We start from the raw sequence: 18,089 nt of genomic DNA, 5'->3' as shown, positions 1-18,089 counted from the left end.
ATACTGTTTTAAAGGTTTTTAAAATTTGGATAGAAAAATACAATGAAATCATAGTGCAAGATAGTTGCACAACAAAGCCGTTCTGAAGCTATATCTTTGATGGCGGGAGCAAATGAAGTAATAGGATTCATATTTAGTTTGACCAGGCTATTTTAGTGTTTAACAAGACGCTGATCTAAGCCTTTGATATTAAATTGAAGAGCATGTCTTCAATTTAACCTAAAGCATAGATATTTTGGAGATATCTATGCCTTTTAGGACAGTGTTAAGCAGAGGTCAAATTACGCCTTCATTTCCGCAAATGTTTCTTTTGCAGCTTGAATGGTGTAGGCAATATCTTCATCACTATGCGCAGATGAAATAAAGCCTGCTTCAAAAGCAGATGGCGCCAAGTTCACACCACGTTGCAACATTCCGTGGAAGAATTTACGGAAAGCATCGACATCGCAATTCAGCATAGAATCAAAACTGGTGATGTCATCTTGGTCAGTAAAATACAAACCAAACATAGCACCGACTTGTTGCGTCTTGAACGGGATACCTGCTTCATCTGCCGCAGCTTGCAAGCCTGTCAACAATTTTTCCAGTTGCGCAGTTAAATTTTCATAAAAACCTTCGGCACGTAAATGTTTAAACATTTCAATGCCCGCACGCATCGCCAACGGGTTACCAGACAAAGTACCTGCTTGATACACCTTACCTAATGGCGCAATACATTCCATGATTTCGCGTTTACCACCAAATGCACCTACTGGTAAGCCAGCACCAATAATTTTACCGAGTGTGGTCAAGTCTGGTTTAACATTATAATGCGCCTGAGCACCGCCTAAGCCAACACGGAAACCTGTCATTACTTCATCAATAATAAAGACTGAGCCGCGTTCATCGCAGACATCACGAATTGCTTGCAGGAAACCATCAATTGGTTTAACCAAGTTCATGTTGCCCGCAACTGGCTCAACAATCACCCCTGCAATTTCAGCACCAAACTTTGTAAAACATTCTTTTAAGGTGGCGATATCGTTATACGGTAAAGTCAGCGTATGTTTAGCAAAATCGGCAGGAACACCCGCAGAAGTCGCTTCACCTTCACCACTGGTTAAAAGTCCAGAGCCTGCTTTGACCAACAGCGAATCTGAGTGTCCATGATAGCAACCTTCAAATTTGACGATTTTGTCACGACCTGTATAACCACGCGCCAAACGAATTGCGGTCATGGTGGCTTCTGTACCTGAGTTGGTCATGCGAACCAACTCAATTGAAGGCATAATTTCGCAAATAATATCGGCCAAAGTCGTTTCATGCACCGTTGGCGCACCAAAACTCAAACCATCTTCAGCTGCAGCTTGCACCGCCTGAATAATAGCAGGATGGGCATGACCTAAAATCATTGGTCCCCAAGAACCTACATAGTCGACATAGCGTTTGCCATCGACATCGTACAAATAAGCACCTTTGGCTTTTTCAATAAATACAGGGGTTCCGCCTACCCCGTTAAATGCGCGTACAGGTGAATTGACACCACCTGGAATATGCTTATTGGCTTGTTTAAACAATTGTTCTTGCTTTGGAGATAAGCTCATGGAGGCACTCAACTCAAAAAATAAAATAAAAAATTAGCTGTCTGCTTTAAGTGTCTGCTTTGAAAAGTGCAGACCAATCATAAACACGCTGTGCAACAGTATGCATCGGACGTCTTAATATATCACTAATCACTGCACATAAATCTGCACCTGCTTCAATGACAGGCTGACTGTTTTCAACAGTTAAACCACCAATCGCGCAAATTGGCACATTGAGTTGTTGCTTCGCCAGTGTGAGCGTGTCTAATGTAAGTGTACTTGCCTCAGGTTTAGTTTCAGTTGCATAGACTGCACCAAAAGCAACGTAGTTTGCACCATCGGCAATGGCTTGCTCTGCCAATTCAATCGAGTTATTACAACTGCGACCAATCAATACATCTTGTGGTAAACGTGCAACCGCTTCAACAATAGAGCCATCTTCTTGACCCAAATGTACGCCAACACCATATTTCACTGCAGTTTCAAGATCATCATTAATCACAAATGGCACTTTGTATTGATCACACATCGATTTCATATATTCAATTTCGTATGCCTGCTGAGCTTGAGGCACATTTTTACGGCGATATTGCAACACCGCGACTTCATAAGTTGCCATCGCCCCTTCTAATTTTGCCAAAAGCAGTTCGATAGGATCATCATTGGTAATCAAATATAAACCGCGCATAATCTCAGCCACAAATAATACAAGGTCTGTATTATTACACATTCAGGCGGCATGTGTCAGAACCTCAGGCTCAACAAGTTTTTTTATATAGGCTCTATAAGCTTCTATTTTGTTTGGGTTTTATTGAGTCAAAAACTTAAAAATACCAAATTCTAGTGATAGCGCTAAAAGCTAGATTTAGCTTTAATTGAACTGCGCAAAACAAGAACTGCAACCAGTTCAATAAGATATGGATTTTAAAATCCATACGGGTGACTACAGCGAATAACGACATATTTAGGTCGCCCATTTAGACACATGATCATTTGTGCCAGAGCGCATGTGGGGATGCGACAAATGATCATGTGTCTATATTTTTTCATACTTCTCTCTCAGTAACCTGCTTGCTCTATATCCTTGCTTAAAGATGAATGATTTCTGATTTAACACCATTCTGAATATAATTTTTCACATAAAAAAAGCCTAGAGAAAGGTCACTCTAGGCTTGGAAAGTCACAAACTTTTATCAATAAATTTGATGACACATTATTAGAATATTCACTCTATCATTTCAACAAAAAATTAATTTTATTTGTACATTTTTTATGAAAATAATCACATATCGTTTAGTTTTTGCCTAAACGGTATAACTAAGCGCTCAATTCAACTTGGAATTTTATCTTTAGCACGATCTTGCAAACTTAAATGACCACGCAAAACATCGGCAAACATCCGCCAGTCTGAAATAAAACTATACACAGGCTGTTTAAAACTGGCAGGTTTATTTTTTTCAAAAACAAAGTGCCCGACCCATGCACAAGCATAGCCTGCCAGCAAACCATAGAGTACATATTTGGCTTTTTTATAGCGTATGGCTTTACTCACACAATATAAACCGATACTACTGCCAACAACGTGCAATCGACGGCTCATAATGTTGCGGTGTTCAGTTAAATAAAAGCGATAAAATGTTGAATAATCCTGAATTGGCAATTCAAACTTGGGATCTGGTGTCGGCTCAAATTCGGGGTTTAATGCTGCGTTCATGTTCATCATCCTGATGTTTATAGGTTTGAATTATTTTTGCTACGCTCAACGACACTTTAAACTAAGCCAAAAAAAAACCAAACTCAAGGGTCTGTTGACACTTCGTCTATGTTTGCGACAAAGCATATTTTTCAGCTGATATAAGGCATGAGACAGGAAATTTAGTCGTTCTAAATAACTGACTCATAACGCAATAGCAGCAAAAAATCTGCTTGTCCTGAAAGGCTGTGGCTAAAACTTTCTCAGATTGCGTTATGAAACTTGGCAATAGTCTCGCTATACCCTACGTTTCATGCCTGATCTGCTCAGTTTTAGCCTACAGCGCAAGCCATTTAGGAAATGCCAACAGACCCTAAAAAAGCCAAGGTCAAGCCTTACTTCTTGGCATATTTTAGTTACAATCAAACGCACTTTTGCAAAACCTTCGTTCTGCAATTTTCACAAATTTATAATACCAATTTGTTTGCCGCTGCTTTGGCGCAACATGCTTTACGTTCAGGATATTTTTCATGGTCGAAGTTGAATTAAAATTTCAAATTCCAGTCGCACGTCGTACTGCACTACTCAAAACTTTAGACCCGAAAAAATCGACTCAAATTCCATTAAAAGCACGCTATTTTGATACATCTACGCACAGCTTGGCGCATCATGGCATGGCGTTAAGACTGCGTTTAGAAGGTGAGCAATGGGTACAAACTTTAAAAGCGGCAGGTCAAAGTCATTTTCATAGTTTTGAACATAACCATCCACTTGCGCCAACTGAAAATCCTGATACTCCACCACAACTTGATCTGCAAATTTATCAAAGTATTCCCGAAGCACAACAATTGCTAAATCAAGCTTTGGGACAAAATTGGGATCAGTTGCAACTACAATTTGAAACCGATATTCAACGTACCTCACGACTAATGACCGTTGAAGATACTGACATTGAAATCAGTTTAGATGTTGGTCACATTCGTTGTGCAGATGCTGAAGTTGAAGTACATGAAGTTGAGTTTGAACTGAAACAAGGTTCAATTCAGCAATTGCTGGCTTTTAGTTTTGAATGGGTGAAAAAATTTCATTTATGGCTGGATGTGCGCAATAAAGCAGAAATTGGACATTTGCTTTCTGTGCAGCAAAAAGTCAGCCCTGCGGCTCAGAGCAAAGAATTTCAATTCAGTAAAAAAGACCATGCAGACCAAAATTTACGCCTGTTAATTGCACAACAATTACAGCATTTATTGCCTAATATTGCCGCAATTTCTGCACAAGTTGCCGAACAAAGTCATATTGATCAGGCGCAGTTCGCTTTGCAACATTTACAACTAACACTATCCTTATTTAAAGATTGGTCGAAGCATTTAGGCGATAAATGGGCAATGCAAATTGCAGCATTTAAACAACATTTTGATCACCTGCAGCATTTGGAACACATGCAAGCCACACTCGGCGCATTTTTACAGAACCCGACGACTGCAGAGAACCTAAAAAAAGATACCTTGTACGCCCAAGAAAAATTGGTCAATTTAGTCCGTTCAACGCAAAATGTGCATCACTATTTAGAATTATTGATGTTTAGTTTAGCCGCGAGCGATCACTCAGGTTTAGACTTAAAAACTGCCGCACAAAACACGTTGCAACAGCAATATAAGCAGTTGCATGAACAATTACAGCACAGTGATATTCACGATTTTGAAAGTTTAGATCAACTGGCTTTGCGTATTCAGGAACTAAAATTTAGCTTCCCCATTTTGACGCATATTTATGATGTCAAAAATTTGCAGAAATATAGTAAAGCTTTGAATGATGCACAGCTTGCAGCACAGGAATATCAAGTGTTGGCATCTTCTGCAGCATACATTCAACAAACTGAATTGGAAGCGAGCGACTGGTTTGTTTTAGGTTGGCTCACTGCAAAACAGGAAGTGTATGCACAGCGTTTATTGGAAGCGACAGAACAATTTATGGTGAGCCGTAAATTCTTAAAATAAGTATCCTTAACATCCTCAAAGCACACGCTAAAAATACTGCAATACAACGGCAGCCTTGTGAATATTCATTCGGCTGCTTTGTGTTAAAAACTGAATACAAATTATTTTATTTTTCAAGCTTTTGTTCACAATTCTCCCCTTGTTCATTTATAGATTTACACTATAGTAAAGAGAACTTATCTTGTTTCATCGAGGGCATTCCCGATGTGTGAAATAGAATTAAAATTTCAAATTCCACACAACTATCGTGCGGCATTTGAAAAAGCATTTAAAAAGAACAAACTGGTTCAACAACAACGCTTATGGGCTAAATATTATGATAGTCCTGAACAGCACTTAGCCAAGCAACGCATTGCCCTGCGTCAGCGTTTAGAGGGCGATATTTGGAAACAAACTTTAAAAGCGCCTAGTCCACAACATTATGAACGCTTTGAGCTTGAACATGAATTAGGACATGATGCGCCTGAATTGTGTGATTTGGCATGTTATGAAAATCATAAACAAGCACGAAAGATTTTAAAAAAAGCCTTAGACGGTTCAGAGGTAGATTTAACCCTGCAGTTTGAAACCGATGTTTTACGCTACAGCCAATTGGCACATTATAAAAACAGCCAAATTGAAGTTGCTTTTGATTTAGGTGAAATCCGCCAAAGCAAAAATTCGGTTGAAATTTACGAAGTTGAGTTTGAACTGAAACAAGGTGAAATTGCAGACTTAATTGCCTATATTCAGCCGTGGATTAAAAAATATCATTTATGGCTCGACACACGCAGTAAATCGCAGCGTGGCAATATGCTGTATAACAATGAAACCATGATTCCTGTACAGCAGCAAAGTGCTTTACAATTGCAACACCCCGAAAATATGCATGAGTTGTTGACACAAATTACTCAGAATTGTTTGGCACACTTGCTACCCAATGCAGCTGCGATTGCCAGTCAAGATTATGCCAGTGGGCATGTGCATCAAGCACGTGTTGCAATTCGACGTTTACGCAGCGCCTTAAAAATCTTTGCTCAATATGATGCACTGGCAAATCACAATTGGGAAAGTCAATTGGCTAGCCTCTTTCAGCAGTTAGGTTCGACCCGCGATCAAGATGCTTTGCGTGAAAGTCTGATTCCACAACTTGAAAACGTAGGCTCACCTATTACTGAGCTACCCCCTGGAGCATCTAAAAATATTGCGATTGATGCAATTTTCCGTTCACCAAGCACAACCTTATTACTGTTACAACTTATGAGTTTTTCGCATTCGGCAGCGGTTACAGATGCAGAATCAAAACCATTGAAAAAAGTGTTACGTAAACGCTTGCAGAAATTGCATCAACAAATTTGTGATGATGCAGGTCATTTCCAAACCTTAGATGTGGACTCTAAACACCGCACACGTAAGCGTGTGAAACGCTTACGCTATACCGTGGAGTTTGTGAGTAGTTTATTTGCAGAAGATGATGTCAAAACATATTTAAAAACTCTAAAACCATTACAGGAAACTTTAGGACATTTTAATGATTTGATGGTGGCACAAGGTTTATTCGAAAGCCATACCCAAGCGGAACCGAAAACATGGTTTGTATTGGGATGGATTGCGTCTGAAGAGCGTCATATTTCCATACAGATCGAACAGGATTTACAGCAGTTTGCTGAAAGTCAGCCTTTTTGGTCGTAGTTAAAGTTTGATCATCAATCAATGATCACCTTTAAGCTCAACAGAGATGCATTTCATTTTGAGCTTTTTTATATTTAATCTTAATATTGCACACTTTCTAAAAGCTTAACGATATTTACCAAACACTTTCCATGTTTGGTTATCCGCTAAAGGGTCTTGATAGCTGTCACTGCGCTGCTTACGTGGCTTATCGCGCGCATCGACCAGTTCAAAATGTGGTTCGACACTTAACACAATACCATTCACATAAAAACGGGTGCGCGTGTAGTCACTTTGCCCATGCTGAAACACATAAGTACGCAAATCAATAAACTCACGATGTGCCACCAGTGCTGCACTATCATCACTGTCTAACCAACGCTGCATAAGCTGAATTTCCTGCGGTTCAAATTGCCCGCATTTTTCGATCAGGCTAGCAATTCCCCGAAAAGTTTTCGATTCTTTAGCACGGGTTTTATTGACTCGAATCCGATCGACATGAAAATAAAATAAGGGCAAGTTCAAATGACTAGGTAAATGCACCGCATCAATGACTGCATCTTGCATAAAAGGTTGAAATAAATCCTGCGCGCGTTCAATCAACCCTGTCCATTGCTTATAGTATTCTGCTACTTCTGCACGTGTACCATAGTAAATCGGCAAGCCTTCAACATGGGCAAGTTGCACGGGTGGCCAAATATTTTGACGTAATAAAGCAATGTCGCTTTTTAAACTTTGTACCGCAATCGCATCTTGCATCAGCCACTCCAATTTTGCTTAGGCTATTTTTAGCTTAAGGCAAAGGTTTTGTTTCTGCAAGGCTTTGCCTATAATGAAACATTCAGATTTTTAGCTTAGGAAAAATTCATGGTTCAAAAGATTGAAGCAACCGATGTAACCGAAGAAGAAGCATTAAATGCGGCTTTTTTTGAACGTGCCGATGAATTTATTAAACAGGCCAATGGCTTCTGTCATTTTGAAAAAGGCTCGACAGTAAAACCTGCCGAAATTCGTGGTCAGGTGAGTGCTGCCATGTTATTTGCTACTGCACGTTTTAATACTTGGGTGGCAGCCAATAATTTTAAAGATGGCAATGAAATGCGCGATGCCAAAGACCAAGTTATGTCATATATCTTGCAGCAATTTCAAATGATGCTTGAAGATAACTATGATGAATATTGCGAACAGTTTGAAAACTATTTGCGCTTCCGTCACAACGAAGAATTTCATACCCATAAACATGATCACGACCACTCGCAAGATCATTAATTTTGCATATAAACAAAGCCCTACGGGGCTTTTTTATTGCGGCAATTTTTCAAATTTGTAGTTTTTCGATAAATAACCCTTCCCTTTTGCAACATGATGGCTTTGAATAGTGAAATACTAGCGTCATAAAAACAGGATGATTATGCAGAATCTAGGATTTGCACTCATTGATGCACATATTCATCAGTGGGATCCGTACAACACGCCGCACAGCGCACGACTTGCTGTTAAGCTTTTGGGCAAGCATCCCAATTTGCTAGATAAAACCATCCGCCTGATAAAACCAAAAACACTCATTGAAACTTTAGGACGCACCGAGCACGTCACATCGCCCTATTTACCTGAGCATTATGCCCGTGACTTAGGTTTTTATACGGCTGAAAAAGTCGTGCATATTGAAGCCAATTGGCACGACCATAAAGGCAAAGGCGTAGTTGGTGAAACCGAATTTATAGAAAGTCTGGATTTTAAAAATAATGGTTTGGCTTTGGGCGCGATTGTCGCCACTGCAGACCCGCGCGATTCTAATTTTAAGAAAATTCTCAAATTACATCACAAAGCTTCTCCGCATTTTCGCGGAATTCGTAAAATGGCAGCCGTGCATGAAGATCACGGGATTTTCTCTTGGGCAGACGAACCACATTTATATCGGAACAAAAAGTTTCTAAAAGGTTTTGAAGCTTTAGCGCAATATAATTTAAGTTTTGATGCATGGACGTATTCGACCCAATTGGGCGATGTCTTGGCGCTGGCTAAACAATTTCCAGAAACTTCTATTGTACTTGACCATTTAGGCACACCTGCAGGGCTGTTCGGGCAAGTTGGCACACATACAGGCGTGACCAAAACAGCACGAGAAAATATTCTATTTCGTTGGCAAGAAGATATTGCCGAGTTGGCACACTGTCCAAATGTTTACAGCAAAATTTCAGGGTTATTTATGCCTGTTTTAGGTCATCAATTTCACTTGCAAAAACGTGAAGCCTCAAAACAGGAAATTATAGATTTAACTGCACCACTGATTCAGCATGCCTTACAAAGCTTTGGAATATATCGGTTGATGTTTGCTTCCAATTTTCCAATAGATCGAGTGAGCACGTCTTTGGTCAATTTAATTGATGCGACTAGTGATATTGTTGCGGCCTATCATCCAAATGCTTTGCAGCAAGTGTTTCATCATAATGCCAAACAGTTTTATCGTTTATAAAGCTTTAGCCAATTGAGCATAGATAGCAAACTTGAAGACAAAAAACGCATCGAAATGGATGCGTTTTTTGTATCTGCTCAAAATTAAATTGAATCTTTATTTAGACTGCGGCTTTAACGGCAGCACCTCAACATTGGCTTGACCATATTGATCGGCGGCTACTTCAAGCAAATGTTCTAAGCGTAAATATTTCTGAATCACAGCATCTACATCGGCTTTGCTGAGTTTTGCTAACGCTTGATCACGTCGCTCACGGTAACGTAAATCACGACCTTGTTCTAATTGCGGTACCAACATACGGTGGATACTGCGTTCATCTTCTAAGGCAGTCACACGTTTTTTCAAAATATCGGCTTTTGCAGCTTCAACTTCTTGCAAGCTGACACCATCACGGCGCAAATCCTGCAACACTTTATGCACCGCCTGTGACACTTGAGCCGACTTGCCTGCACTGTATTGTGCAGAAATACTGAGCGCACCCGATTGTTCAAATTCACTTAAACTCAAACCACTACTAAAACCATAAACCAATGCATTTTTTTCACGTAATTCTTGCGCCAAACGTGAAGACAATTGCGATTCGCCCAAAATATAACTCAACACCATCATGGCAGGTGTATCAGGATGATTCACACCCAAAGGTAAGGTCAATAAACTTTGATAACTACCAAATTCGCGCTGTTCTGCCAATACATGCAACTTTTTCGCAGGATATGCCGTATAGGCTGAATCTAAGCGTTGATACGCTTCCGTATTGCGTGATTGTCCTAAACGCTGAACTAAAGTTTTTTTGATTTGTTTCGGATCAAACTCACCTGTAATGGCAATATGTGCATGATTCATAGCAAAAAATTGACGATATAACTGCTGCACCTGCGCTTGGGTTGCAGCTTGTAGTTGTTGCTTCGCAAATTCAGGCTCGAAGTGATAACGTAAATCGCCCTGCGGGTAAATTTCAATTAAACGCGCCATAGTCAAAGCTGCCACAGTTTCAGGCTCGGTATAAGGTCGCTCTAAACTGGATAAACTTTGAGAACGAATTAAATCAAACTGACTTTGCTCAAAACTTGGGTTTTGCATGACATCTAAAACAAAATTAAAAAATGCATTAAACTTTTCTTTTTTTGCCACAATTTGAATATGAATCGCATTAGCATCGGCTTGGGCAAACGCTGAACCGCCTGCAGCAATTGACTGATCGGCAATGTCTTGCAAGCTATGCTCTTGAGATGCACGCAGCAACAAATACGCGGTTAAATCTAAAATTTCGCCCTGCTTAAATAAAGATTGTGCCGTACCAAAATTTACCGAAATGGTGGCATAGGTTTTATCATCACGCGTTGAAGTTGGAAATAATGCATATTTGGCACCATTTTTTAAGCTGCCACGCTGAATCTTTTTTTCATTTTTAATCAAAGCTTGTTTAGATTTTTGCACATAGTCTGTCACTTCTTGCTGATAACTTTGCACATCTTTCAAAGGTGCAACAGGTGCATCTTGCTGATCTAAAGTTTTTGCAATATTTGGATTATTTTTTGCTGTGAGTGCCTGTTTTTGTTCTTCAGGAGTGGGTTGAATATCCCCTATTATGCGATGTTCTGCAGTAAAAAATTGTTTTAAACGCTGATTCAGTTCATCTGCATTTAACTGTTGAATACTATTCAAATCACGCCAATATTGTGTCCAATCACCATGATAAGCCACAACATAATCACTCAAGCGACCACCCAAAGCCACCGCATCATTCATCACGCTGTCTGCCTGATTTTGGATCAGGTTTTTCACACGTTGTAACTCGGCATCATTAAAATTCTTTGCCTGTTCGATGCTTTGGTTCAAGCCAGTTTGTACTTGCTTAGCGTCGTGATTGGGCGCATACAACGCCCCCATCAGCACCAAATTAAAATCTTGATCTAACCAAGTGCTGGACTGCACCATCGTACTTTTACCTGTTTCTACCAGTGCTTGATATAAATGCCCACTCGGTTGCAACGTATGTAAATAAGGTGACAGCACCAAAGCGGTTTTGATCTTTTCGTCATTGCCATTTAAATACAGATTAAATTTGGCCAGTTGACTGCCCTTTTGTACCACGAAATTTCGTTGCTGAATTTTGTTGCTGTCTAATCGTGGCACTTGTACTTGTTTGGGAATTTGTCGTGCTGCAATTGGACTAAAATGTTGATCAATTTGTTTTAACACCGCTGCCTGATCAAACTTACCTGTCATCACTAAAATGGCATTATTCGGCGCGTACCATGTGCGATAAAATTGATTTAACTCCTGCATTTTAATGGATTGCAGTTCATTTAAATCGCCAATGGGTAAGCGTCCGAAATACTGATTGCCATAGGCCGATTTCCACACCTGATCTAACAAGACTGAAAACGGTTGATCCATACGCACTTCGCGTTCACGCTTTACAATCGCAATTTCGGCAGGCACATATTTTTCCTGCATGACCAATTTATCCATGCGTTCCGCTTCAAGATAAATCATCTCATTGACGGCGCGAGTTTCAGGACGAATGATGTTGGTGTATTTAGTGGAGTAATAGTCGGTGCTGGCATTGTGCATTAAACTATATTGATCTAAACGGCGCTGAAACTCCTCGGCAGGTACGTTTTCTGTACCTTTAAATGCCAAATGTTCCAACAAGTGTGCCAAACCACTTTTGCCTTGTGGATCATTCAATGAACCCGTTAAATACACCATATTCATAAAGACTTTATTTTCTTTCTGATTGGGTGCCAAAATGACTTTTAAGCCATTATCAAGTTGATATTCTTGTATTTCTTGCTTAGATTTTACTAAAACTGGCTGCGCGAAAATCACGCCATTAAATGCCAGTACACATAAAGATAAAGTGAGAGTTTTAAAACGTAGCAACTTCTTTTTCCCGATTGATTTCATTCTATTTTTTGATTTGCCATGAAATATGACAATTTTCAACTTGAGCGCAAACAGCATAACAAGCTGCAATTAAACCCACAGTAAATATTTGCAAATGATGTAAGTTAAAACCAAGAAAAAAATCTAGCAGACTTCTCTCATCTCAGCTTCATCTCCAAGATACAAGGTCTAATGCTGTGCATGTTTAAATCATGATTTCGCCCTGCAAATATAACTGCGCATAACCTGAAATTTCGATGCGATCATTAGGCAAAATCTTGCAATACAGTACGCCACCTCGGGCAGAAGCCTGATATGCCACAAGTTCGGTTTGCTGTAATTTTTCTGCCCATAGCGGTGCAATTGCAGTATGAATTGAACCTGTAACAGGATCTTCTGCAATGCCCATGGCTGGTGCAAAATAACGCGATACGCAGTCATACTGTGTATTTGCAGAGGCAGTAATCGCAACATCAACACTCGACTGTGCCGTAATGGCTGTGCGCAACTGTCCCAATTGTTTTAATAATTCAAGGTTAGGCTGTTCATCTAACACATCTTGTACCGATTCATATTCCACAATATAGGCTTGCGCATTGATATAGACGTTTTTAAATGGTTTAGTCAAAGCTTGGCGTAAAATATCGGGATAATCTTCAACTTGTTGGGCAGCACGAATTGGGAAATTCATGCAAATTTTGCCATCTTGCTGTTGCTGAACTGTAAAAATCCCCAATTTTTTCACATGAAATTGAATTGTCTTTGTCTCGGTATAATCCTTAAATAAAACAAAGCCGCTGGCAAGTGTCGCATGTCCACAAAAATCGACTTCTGTTGTGGGTGTAAACCAGCGAATTTCAAAGTTTTCCGCATCTATCATTTTGACAAAAGCGGTTTCAGACAGATTATTTTCCAATGCGATATTTTGCATTAAATCATCGGCTAACCATGTTTTACTAACAAGTACGGCAGCAGGATTGCCTTTAAATAATTCATGGCTAAAAGCATCGACTTGGTAAATTTTCATTAATGAACTCATGATCCTAAAAATATATACACTTATTTCATCTTAAGTTCTTTTCACTATAAGTGCCTAGCCAATTTCTGTACTTTCAATCTGCCAAGCGGGTTGATTTTGGACTAATTCGGCATAAAGCGAGCAGTAGTATCAGGGAAGTATGTTATTGGCTGTGATGCCAAGTTTGTAAAAGCTGTCTTCTTTAGCCCAACATTGGGCTTTTTTAGCGCTTAGCTTTCTAGTTTTTAATCGTTGTGATACTGCTGCTCATTTTGGCAAGCACACCAAAAAAATATTTATCAATAAGCAATACTTTCCCCCATTCTTATCGCATAATAGAGCCATCTCAAACGCACTGTATTTGCGATTTAATTGGAAATCGCCCGTTTTTCCTTTTAAATACTCTCAATTTTCCCAATTTATTGAATTTAAAGAAGCATTTCTTATGAAAATCGTCATCTTAAATAAACCATATGACGTTCTCTCTCAATTCCGTGAAGATGAAAAACATCTCACCATGTCGGCTTTTGTTGATGATCCAGACTTACGTTTAGCTGGTCGTTTAGATATGGATTCGGAAGGCTTGGTGTTCTTGACTGATCATGGCGGCTTGAATCAGTTTATTACCAATCCAGCCAATAAAAAATACAAAACCTATTTGGTTCAAGTCGATGGTGATGTCACTGAAGATGCCTTAGCACAATTGCGTAAAGGCGTAGAACTGAAAGATGGAATAACTTTGCCTGCGCAAGCGTATAAAGTCGATGAGCCTGAATGGTTGTGGGAGCGTGATCCTCCTGTACGTTTCCGTGCTTCAGTACCTACTTCGTGGATTGAAATTTCAATTTGTGAAGGTCGCAACCGCCAAGTGCGTCGTATGACGGCTGCGGTTGGTTTTCCAACTTTGCGTTTAATTCGTACCAAAATTGGTTCAATTGATTTGGTGCAGTTGGGTTTACAGCCTGGTGAAACCAAAGAAATTGAACCGTTGTTGTATCCTGATTTTAAAGATGTGCCTGCTACTGAACCGTATCGCTCGCGTTCTTATGTGAAAAAACCTGGTGGTACGGGTGGCAAGCCAATCCATCAAAAGAAAAATAAAGATGGTACGCCTAAGAAAAAATCAGGTACGCCACGTATTTGGCAAATGGAAGAAGGTGAAAAGCCACGTCGTAAGACCAATGGTACCACACGTCCTAATACCAAAAGCCGTGGACGTCGGGCGCGTTAATAAGTTGGTGAGTAAAAACTCAACTTGTTCAAAATACAAAAATGGATGCCGAAACATCCATTTTTTTTAGCTGAATTTTAAATTAAACTTTAAATCAACCTTTCAACCACTGCTCTACTTTTGCCTGATCTGTAACATTTAATACCACTTCTGGCAATTCAATCTGCGCAGCATTTAGCTCAAAAGTCATCAACTCATCACGGCGGAAAGCATGAACAGTATAAATTGCATCCTGTTTGGCATATCGCTCAAGGGATTTTACCGTAGCTTTTAAACCATCAATCGCAATAATCACATCATGCGCAGAAAGTCCCGCTTTTGCCGCTGAACCCTGACGATGTGCAGTTTGTACCAATACCCCTTCAGGTTTATCTGCCAATTTCAAACCAAATGGCAAAGACTTATCATGTTTTAGCTGATAATCAATCCCGAACTCAGGCAATAACTGATCGAGCGGCAATTCATCAGTCGTGTTGATTAAATGGTGGATTTGCTCCGACCAATCATCCCCAGTTAATTCTTTGCATAAATCAAAGATGGTGCGCTCATGTACTTGAATGCCCTGTTGCGCATTGGCATACAATTTCTGCATTAAGGCATCTAAGCTTGAACCACGTAAGCGCAAGCCCAAATCTAAACATAAAGCCACCAAACAACCTTTGTTATAGTAGCTGGTTCCTGCATTGTTCGAGTTTTCATCTTGACGATAGAACTTGACCCAAGCATCAAAACTGGATTCTGCCACCGTTTGAATCGCACGACCCGGGTTTTGCAAATAACGATTAATTTGTGCTTTAAGTAGCTCCAAATAAGACGCCTGATCAATTACACCACTACGAAGCAATAACAGATCATCGTAATAAGACGTAAAGCCTTCAAAAATCCATAACAGTGACGTATAGCCTTCCTGATTCAGGTCATAATTCACAAAATTTTCAGGACGAATGAATTTCACCAACCAACTGTGAAAATACTCATGGCTGCACAGACCTAAAAAGCGCTGATAATCTTTAGAAGGTTGTTCAGGCTCGTTGGCTTTCGGCAAATCATCACGCGGTGTAATTAAACTGGTACTGTTTGGATGTTCTAAGCCACCATAGCTATTGCCTGTTGCCATGGTCATAAAGGTATAGTTTGCAAATGGCGCAGAACCAAACATAGCAATTTGTGTGGCACAGATTTTTTCAATATCTTGCTGCATACGTGCAGCATTCATTGCATGTTTACCCGAAACCACAAATTCATGTGGAATATCTGCTGCGGTAAAACTAAAGCGAGTTTGTTCTGCCAATTCAAACGGTGCATCAATCAATTCGGCATAGTTTTTGGCTTTTAAGGTATAACGCCCTTTTACCAAACTTTTTGCAGTCAAACCTGTTGCAAGCTGAAAATGCTTCAGCTCATCTGGTAAAAATATTTCAACTTCAATAGCTTTATCTTCTTGCCCATCTAAGCCCAAACAGGCACAGGCAGGATTGACGTATAAACGCGTCTGATCGACATAAGCGCCACGCACTGACAAATCATAAGCGTAGACATCATATTCCACCGTAATCAATTCATGATCGATATTAAATAAGCGCCATTTATTCTTTTCAAATTTCTGAATTTTAAGGATACGCCCCGCTTCATCATAAGCACGTACCGACTCAAGATGTTTGGAAAATTCACGAATTAAATAGCTGCCTGGAATCCAAGTGGGTAGAGATAAAACCTGAGTAGGATTAGCCAAAAAACGCACGGTGACATGCATAAGATGCTGACGATAATCGTCAAATTCGATTTGATAATGCAACATAATGGGCAATACAAAATGTATAAATAAGAACTTGGCCACAAGCTTAACATTTTTTTAGCATTTGATGCGTCAAGACGAGATTTGTCTGCATTTATGGCTAGCCAACTGCGCAAAAAAGGCATAGCATTCCCTAGTCTATTGACATTGTTTTTGCTGCTTAAAACCATTGTGACACCAATGGATTGGTGTAAATAAGGAACTTCTTTGAAACGTGTTATCTATCTGATTGCGCTGCTCTGTTGGCTATACAGCGCAATCACGCATGCCGCATTATTGAATATTCAAGCTGAAAGTGTCGAAGCCGAAGCATGGGCAATTTTAGACCCACAATCTGGGCAAGTGATTGCAGAGCACAATAGTCACGTACAACGTGCACCTGCTTCACTCACTAAAATGATGGTGGCTTATATTGTGCTCAAAGATATTCAGGCAGGTAAATTAGACCGAGATGAAATCTTGACCGCAACACCTGTGGTAGAACAAGTGATGTGGGATGAATCACAAATGTATCTAAAAGCAGGTGAGCAGATTTCGGTAGATCAATTATTGGCAGGCTTAATTATTATGTCTGCTAACGATGCTGCACTCACTTTAGGTGAACGTGTTGCAGGTGGTGTGCCGCAGTTTATTGCCCGAATGAATCAGGAAGCGCAAGCTTTGGGTATGCAAGACACACATTTTCAGAATCCGTCTGGTGTGACCATGCCAAACCATTATTCTTCTGCGGCAGATATGGCACGTTTGGCACAAGCGATTGTGACTGAAACACCCGATTATTTGGCTTATTCAAAACAGACCAGTTTTACCTATAATCAGCACTTTCACCGTGCGACCAATATTTTATTAAAACAAGACCCAAGTGTAGATGGATTAAAAACAGGCTTCACCAAAGCTGCAGGCTACAACCTTGCCCTAACCGCAAACCGCCCAACACTGGACAGTGATGCACCTGAACGTCGTTTGGTGGTGGTGGTGATGGGAACCAAGAGTGCGCAAAAACGCGCTGAGGTGGCACATCAATTATTAAATTTAGCCTATAGCTATACCCGTAATGAAGTCGCGATTAAACCCAAACAAATGATTGCAGAATTGCCTGTGGTGAAATCGACTTTACGCATGTTTAAGATTGAAAGCAGTCAGCCAAAGTTTGTGACAACATCTTTATACGAACGTGCGGATGCGATTGATTTAGCAGCATTTGACCAAAACACTTTGCGTCTACAAATGGCAACAGCAGATGGCCTGTTACATAGTATTGAGCCCGCTCAACGGACTCAAACCCACTTGAACATTGAGTTGTCAGAAAAGTTACTGACAGCCCCGCTTGAGCAAGTTATGAAGTTAGCAACGGTGCATGTCTATCAAAATAATCAATTGATTAATAGCTTTGCAATTGAAGAACAAGTGCAAATTGCAGAAGCCAATATTTTTGAACGTATTATGATGTGGTTTGGAAACTTGTTTAATTTCTTTGGGCAGCAAACTACAGAAGATCAACACACTTCTCTGGGCTAGAACCAAACCATCACTCAGTTTTAATATAGTGAAGATGGGCCATGCCCCATCTTTTCTATTGTCATCTACACATTACAAAAAGCTGGCAGAATCAGTTGCAGCGAAAAACCGTAAAAATTTGCAGACTTGCATATTTTTGCATTGAAATAATAAACTTTGCCCTTATTAATTAAAAAATGTCATAAAAAACTCGGAAAAGTGAAGAATTTGCAGAAATGTCTATAACAAATTCCACGTTTCACTTTATGATGTACCCT

The 18,089-nt window shown here is 39.9% G+C and carries 13 protein-coding genes; 6 read left to right on the top strand and 7 right to left on the bottom strand.

Annotation, left to right across the window (positions count from 1 at the left end; translation table 11 throughout):
• Window positions 1-281: 281 nt before the first annotated feature.
• From hemL to ACEO2X_RS02830, 3 genes are all read right to left on the bottom strand, one after another.
• Window positions 282-1,583: a glutamate-1-semialdehyde 2,1-aminomutase gene (hemL, locus tag ACEO2X_RS02840; RefSeq protein ID WP_371971040.1), complete on the bottom strand. Its 1,302-nt coding sequence runs from the start codon at window positions 1,581-1,583 to the stop codon at window positions 282-284.
• A 46-nt stretch (window positions 1,584-1,629) separates the two neighbouring features.
• A complete protein-coding gene (gene thiE / locus ACEO2X_RS02835) occupies window positions 1,630-2,250 on the bottom strand; it encodes a thiamine phosphate synthase (RefSeq protein WP_096900945.1) in 621 nt (206 codons plus the stop codon).
• Window positions 2,251-2,892: 642 nt separating this feature from the next.
• Window positions 2,893-3,282, bottom strand: coding sequence for an Mpo1-like protein (locus tag ACEO2X_RS02830; RefSeq protein WP_371971053.1), 390 nt, complete (start codon window positions 3,280-3,282; stop codon window positions 2,893-2,895).
• Between the two features lie 503 nt (window positions 3,283-3,785).
• On the opposite strand from ACEO2X_RS02830, the gene ACEO2X_RS02825 reads away from it, so the two are divergent.
• Window positions 3,786-5,252 (top strand): CYTH domain-containing protein, encoded by a 1,467-nt coding sequence (locus ACEO2X_RS02825; protein WP_096901882.1) that lies wholly within the window; start codon window positions 3,786-3,788, stop codon window positions 5,250-5,252.
• 204 nt (window positions 5,253-5,456) lie between these two features.
• Window positions 5,457-6,923 carry a CHAD domain-containing protein gene (locus tag ACEO2X_RS02820; protein WP_180168677.1) on the top strand — a complete coding sequence of 489 codons (1,467 nt, stop codon included), beginning with the start codon at window positions 5,457-5,459 and terminating at the stop codon, window positions 6,921-6,923.
• A 105-nt stretch (window positions 6,924-7,028) separates the two neighbouring features.
• Here the strand turns inward: ACEO2X_RS02820 and ACEO2X_RS02815 are convergent, their stop codons facing one another.
• Window positions 7,029-7,661, bottom strand: coding sequence for a hypothetical protein (locus ACEO2X_RS02815; RefSeq protein WP_253106800.1), 633 nt, complete (start codon window positions 7,659-7,661; stop codon window positions 7,029-7,031).
• Between the two features lie 108 nt (window positions 7,662-7,769).
• Here ACEO2X_RS02815 and ACEO2X_RS02810 point away from each other — a divergent pair, with 108 nt between their 5' ends.
• Window positions 7,770-8,171: a DUF3144 domain-containing protein gene (locus tag ACEO2X_RS02810; protein WP_371971039.1), complete on the top strand. Its 402-nt coding sequence runs from the start codon at window positions 7,770-7,772 to the stop codon at window positions 8,169-8,171.
• Between the two features lie 142 nt (window positions 8,172-8,313).
• Window positions 8,314-9,378 carry an amidohydrolase gene (locus tag ACEO2X_RS02805; protein WP_371971038.1) on the top strand — a complete coding sequence of 355 codons (1,065 nt, stop codon included), beginning with the start codon at window positions 8,314-8,316 and terminating at the stop codon, window positions 9,376-9,378.
• 96 nt (window positions 9,379-9,474) lie between these two features.
• Here ACEO2X_RS02805 and ACEO2X_RS02800 read toward each other — a convergent pair whose 3' ends face one another.
• A complete protein-coding gene (locus tag ACEO2X_RS02800; protein ID WP_371971037.1) occupies window positions 9,475-12,291 on the bottom strand; it encodes a M16 family metallopeptidase in 2,817 nt (938 codons plus the stop codon).
• Between the two features lie 184 nt (window positions 12,292-12,475).
• Window positions 12,476-13,297, bottom strand: coding sequence for a PhzF family phenazine biosynthesis protein (locus tag ACEO2X_RS02795; protein WP_096901874.1), 822 nt, complete (start codon window positions 13,295-13,297; stop codon window positions 12,476-12,478).
• 436 nt (window positions 13,298-13,733) lie between these two features.
• Here ACEO2X_RS02795 and ACEO2X_RS02790 point away from each other — a divergent pair, with 436 nt between their 5' ends.
• Window positions 13,734-14,519, top strand: a complete 786-nt coding sequence (locus ACEO2X_RS02790; protein ID WP_371971036.1) for an rRNA large subunit pseudouridine synthase E — start codon at window positions 13,734-13,736, stop codon at window positions 14,517-14,519.
• 94 nt (window positions 14,520-14,613) lie between these two features.
• Here the strand turns inward: ACEO2X_RS02790 and ACEO2X_RS02785 are convergent, their stop codons facing one another.
• Complete coding sequence (locus tag ACEO2X_RS02785) at window positions 14,614-16,317, bottom strand: M61 family metallopeptidase (protein ID WP_371971035.1); 1,704 nt, start codon at window positions 16,315-16,317, stop codon at window positions 14,614-14,616.
• A 204-nt stretch (window positions 16,318-16,521) separates the two neighbouring features.
• On the opposite strand from ACEO2X_RS02785, the gene ACEO2X_RS02780 reads away from it, so the two are divergent.
• Window positions 16,522-17,832 carry a D-alanyl-D-alanine carboxypeptidase family protein gene (locus ACEO2X_RS02780; protein ID WP_371971034.1) on the top strand — a complete coding sequence of 437 codons (1,311 nt, stop codon included), beginning with the start codon at window positions 16,522-16,524 and terminating at the stop codon, window positions 17,830-17,832.
• Window positions 17,833-18,089 lie beyond the last annotated feature (257 nt).

This window comes from Acinetobacter sp. AL9 (assembly GCF_041464035.1).
In the GTDB taxonomy this organism is placed as follows: Bacteria; Pseudomonadota; Gammaproteobacteria; order Pseudomonadales; family Moraxellaceae; genus Acinetobacter; species Acinetobacter towneri.
The sequence above is the reverse complement of the archived record's forward strand: the minus strand, read 5'-3'. Positions and strand labels throughout refer to the sequence as shown.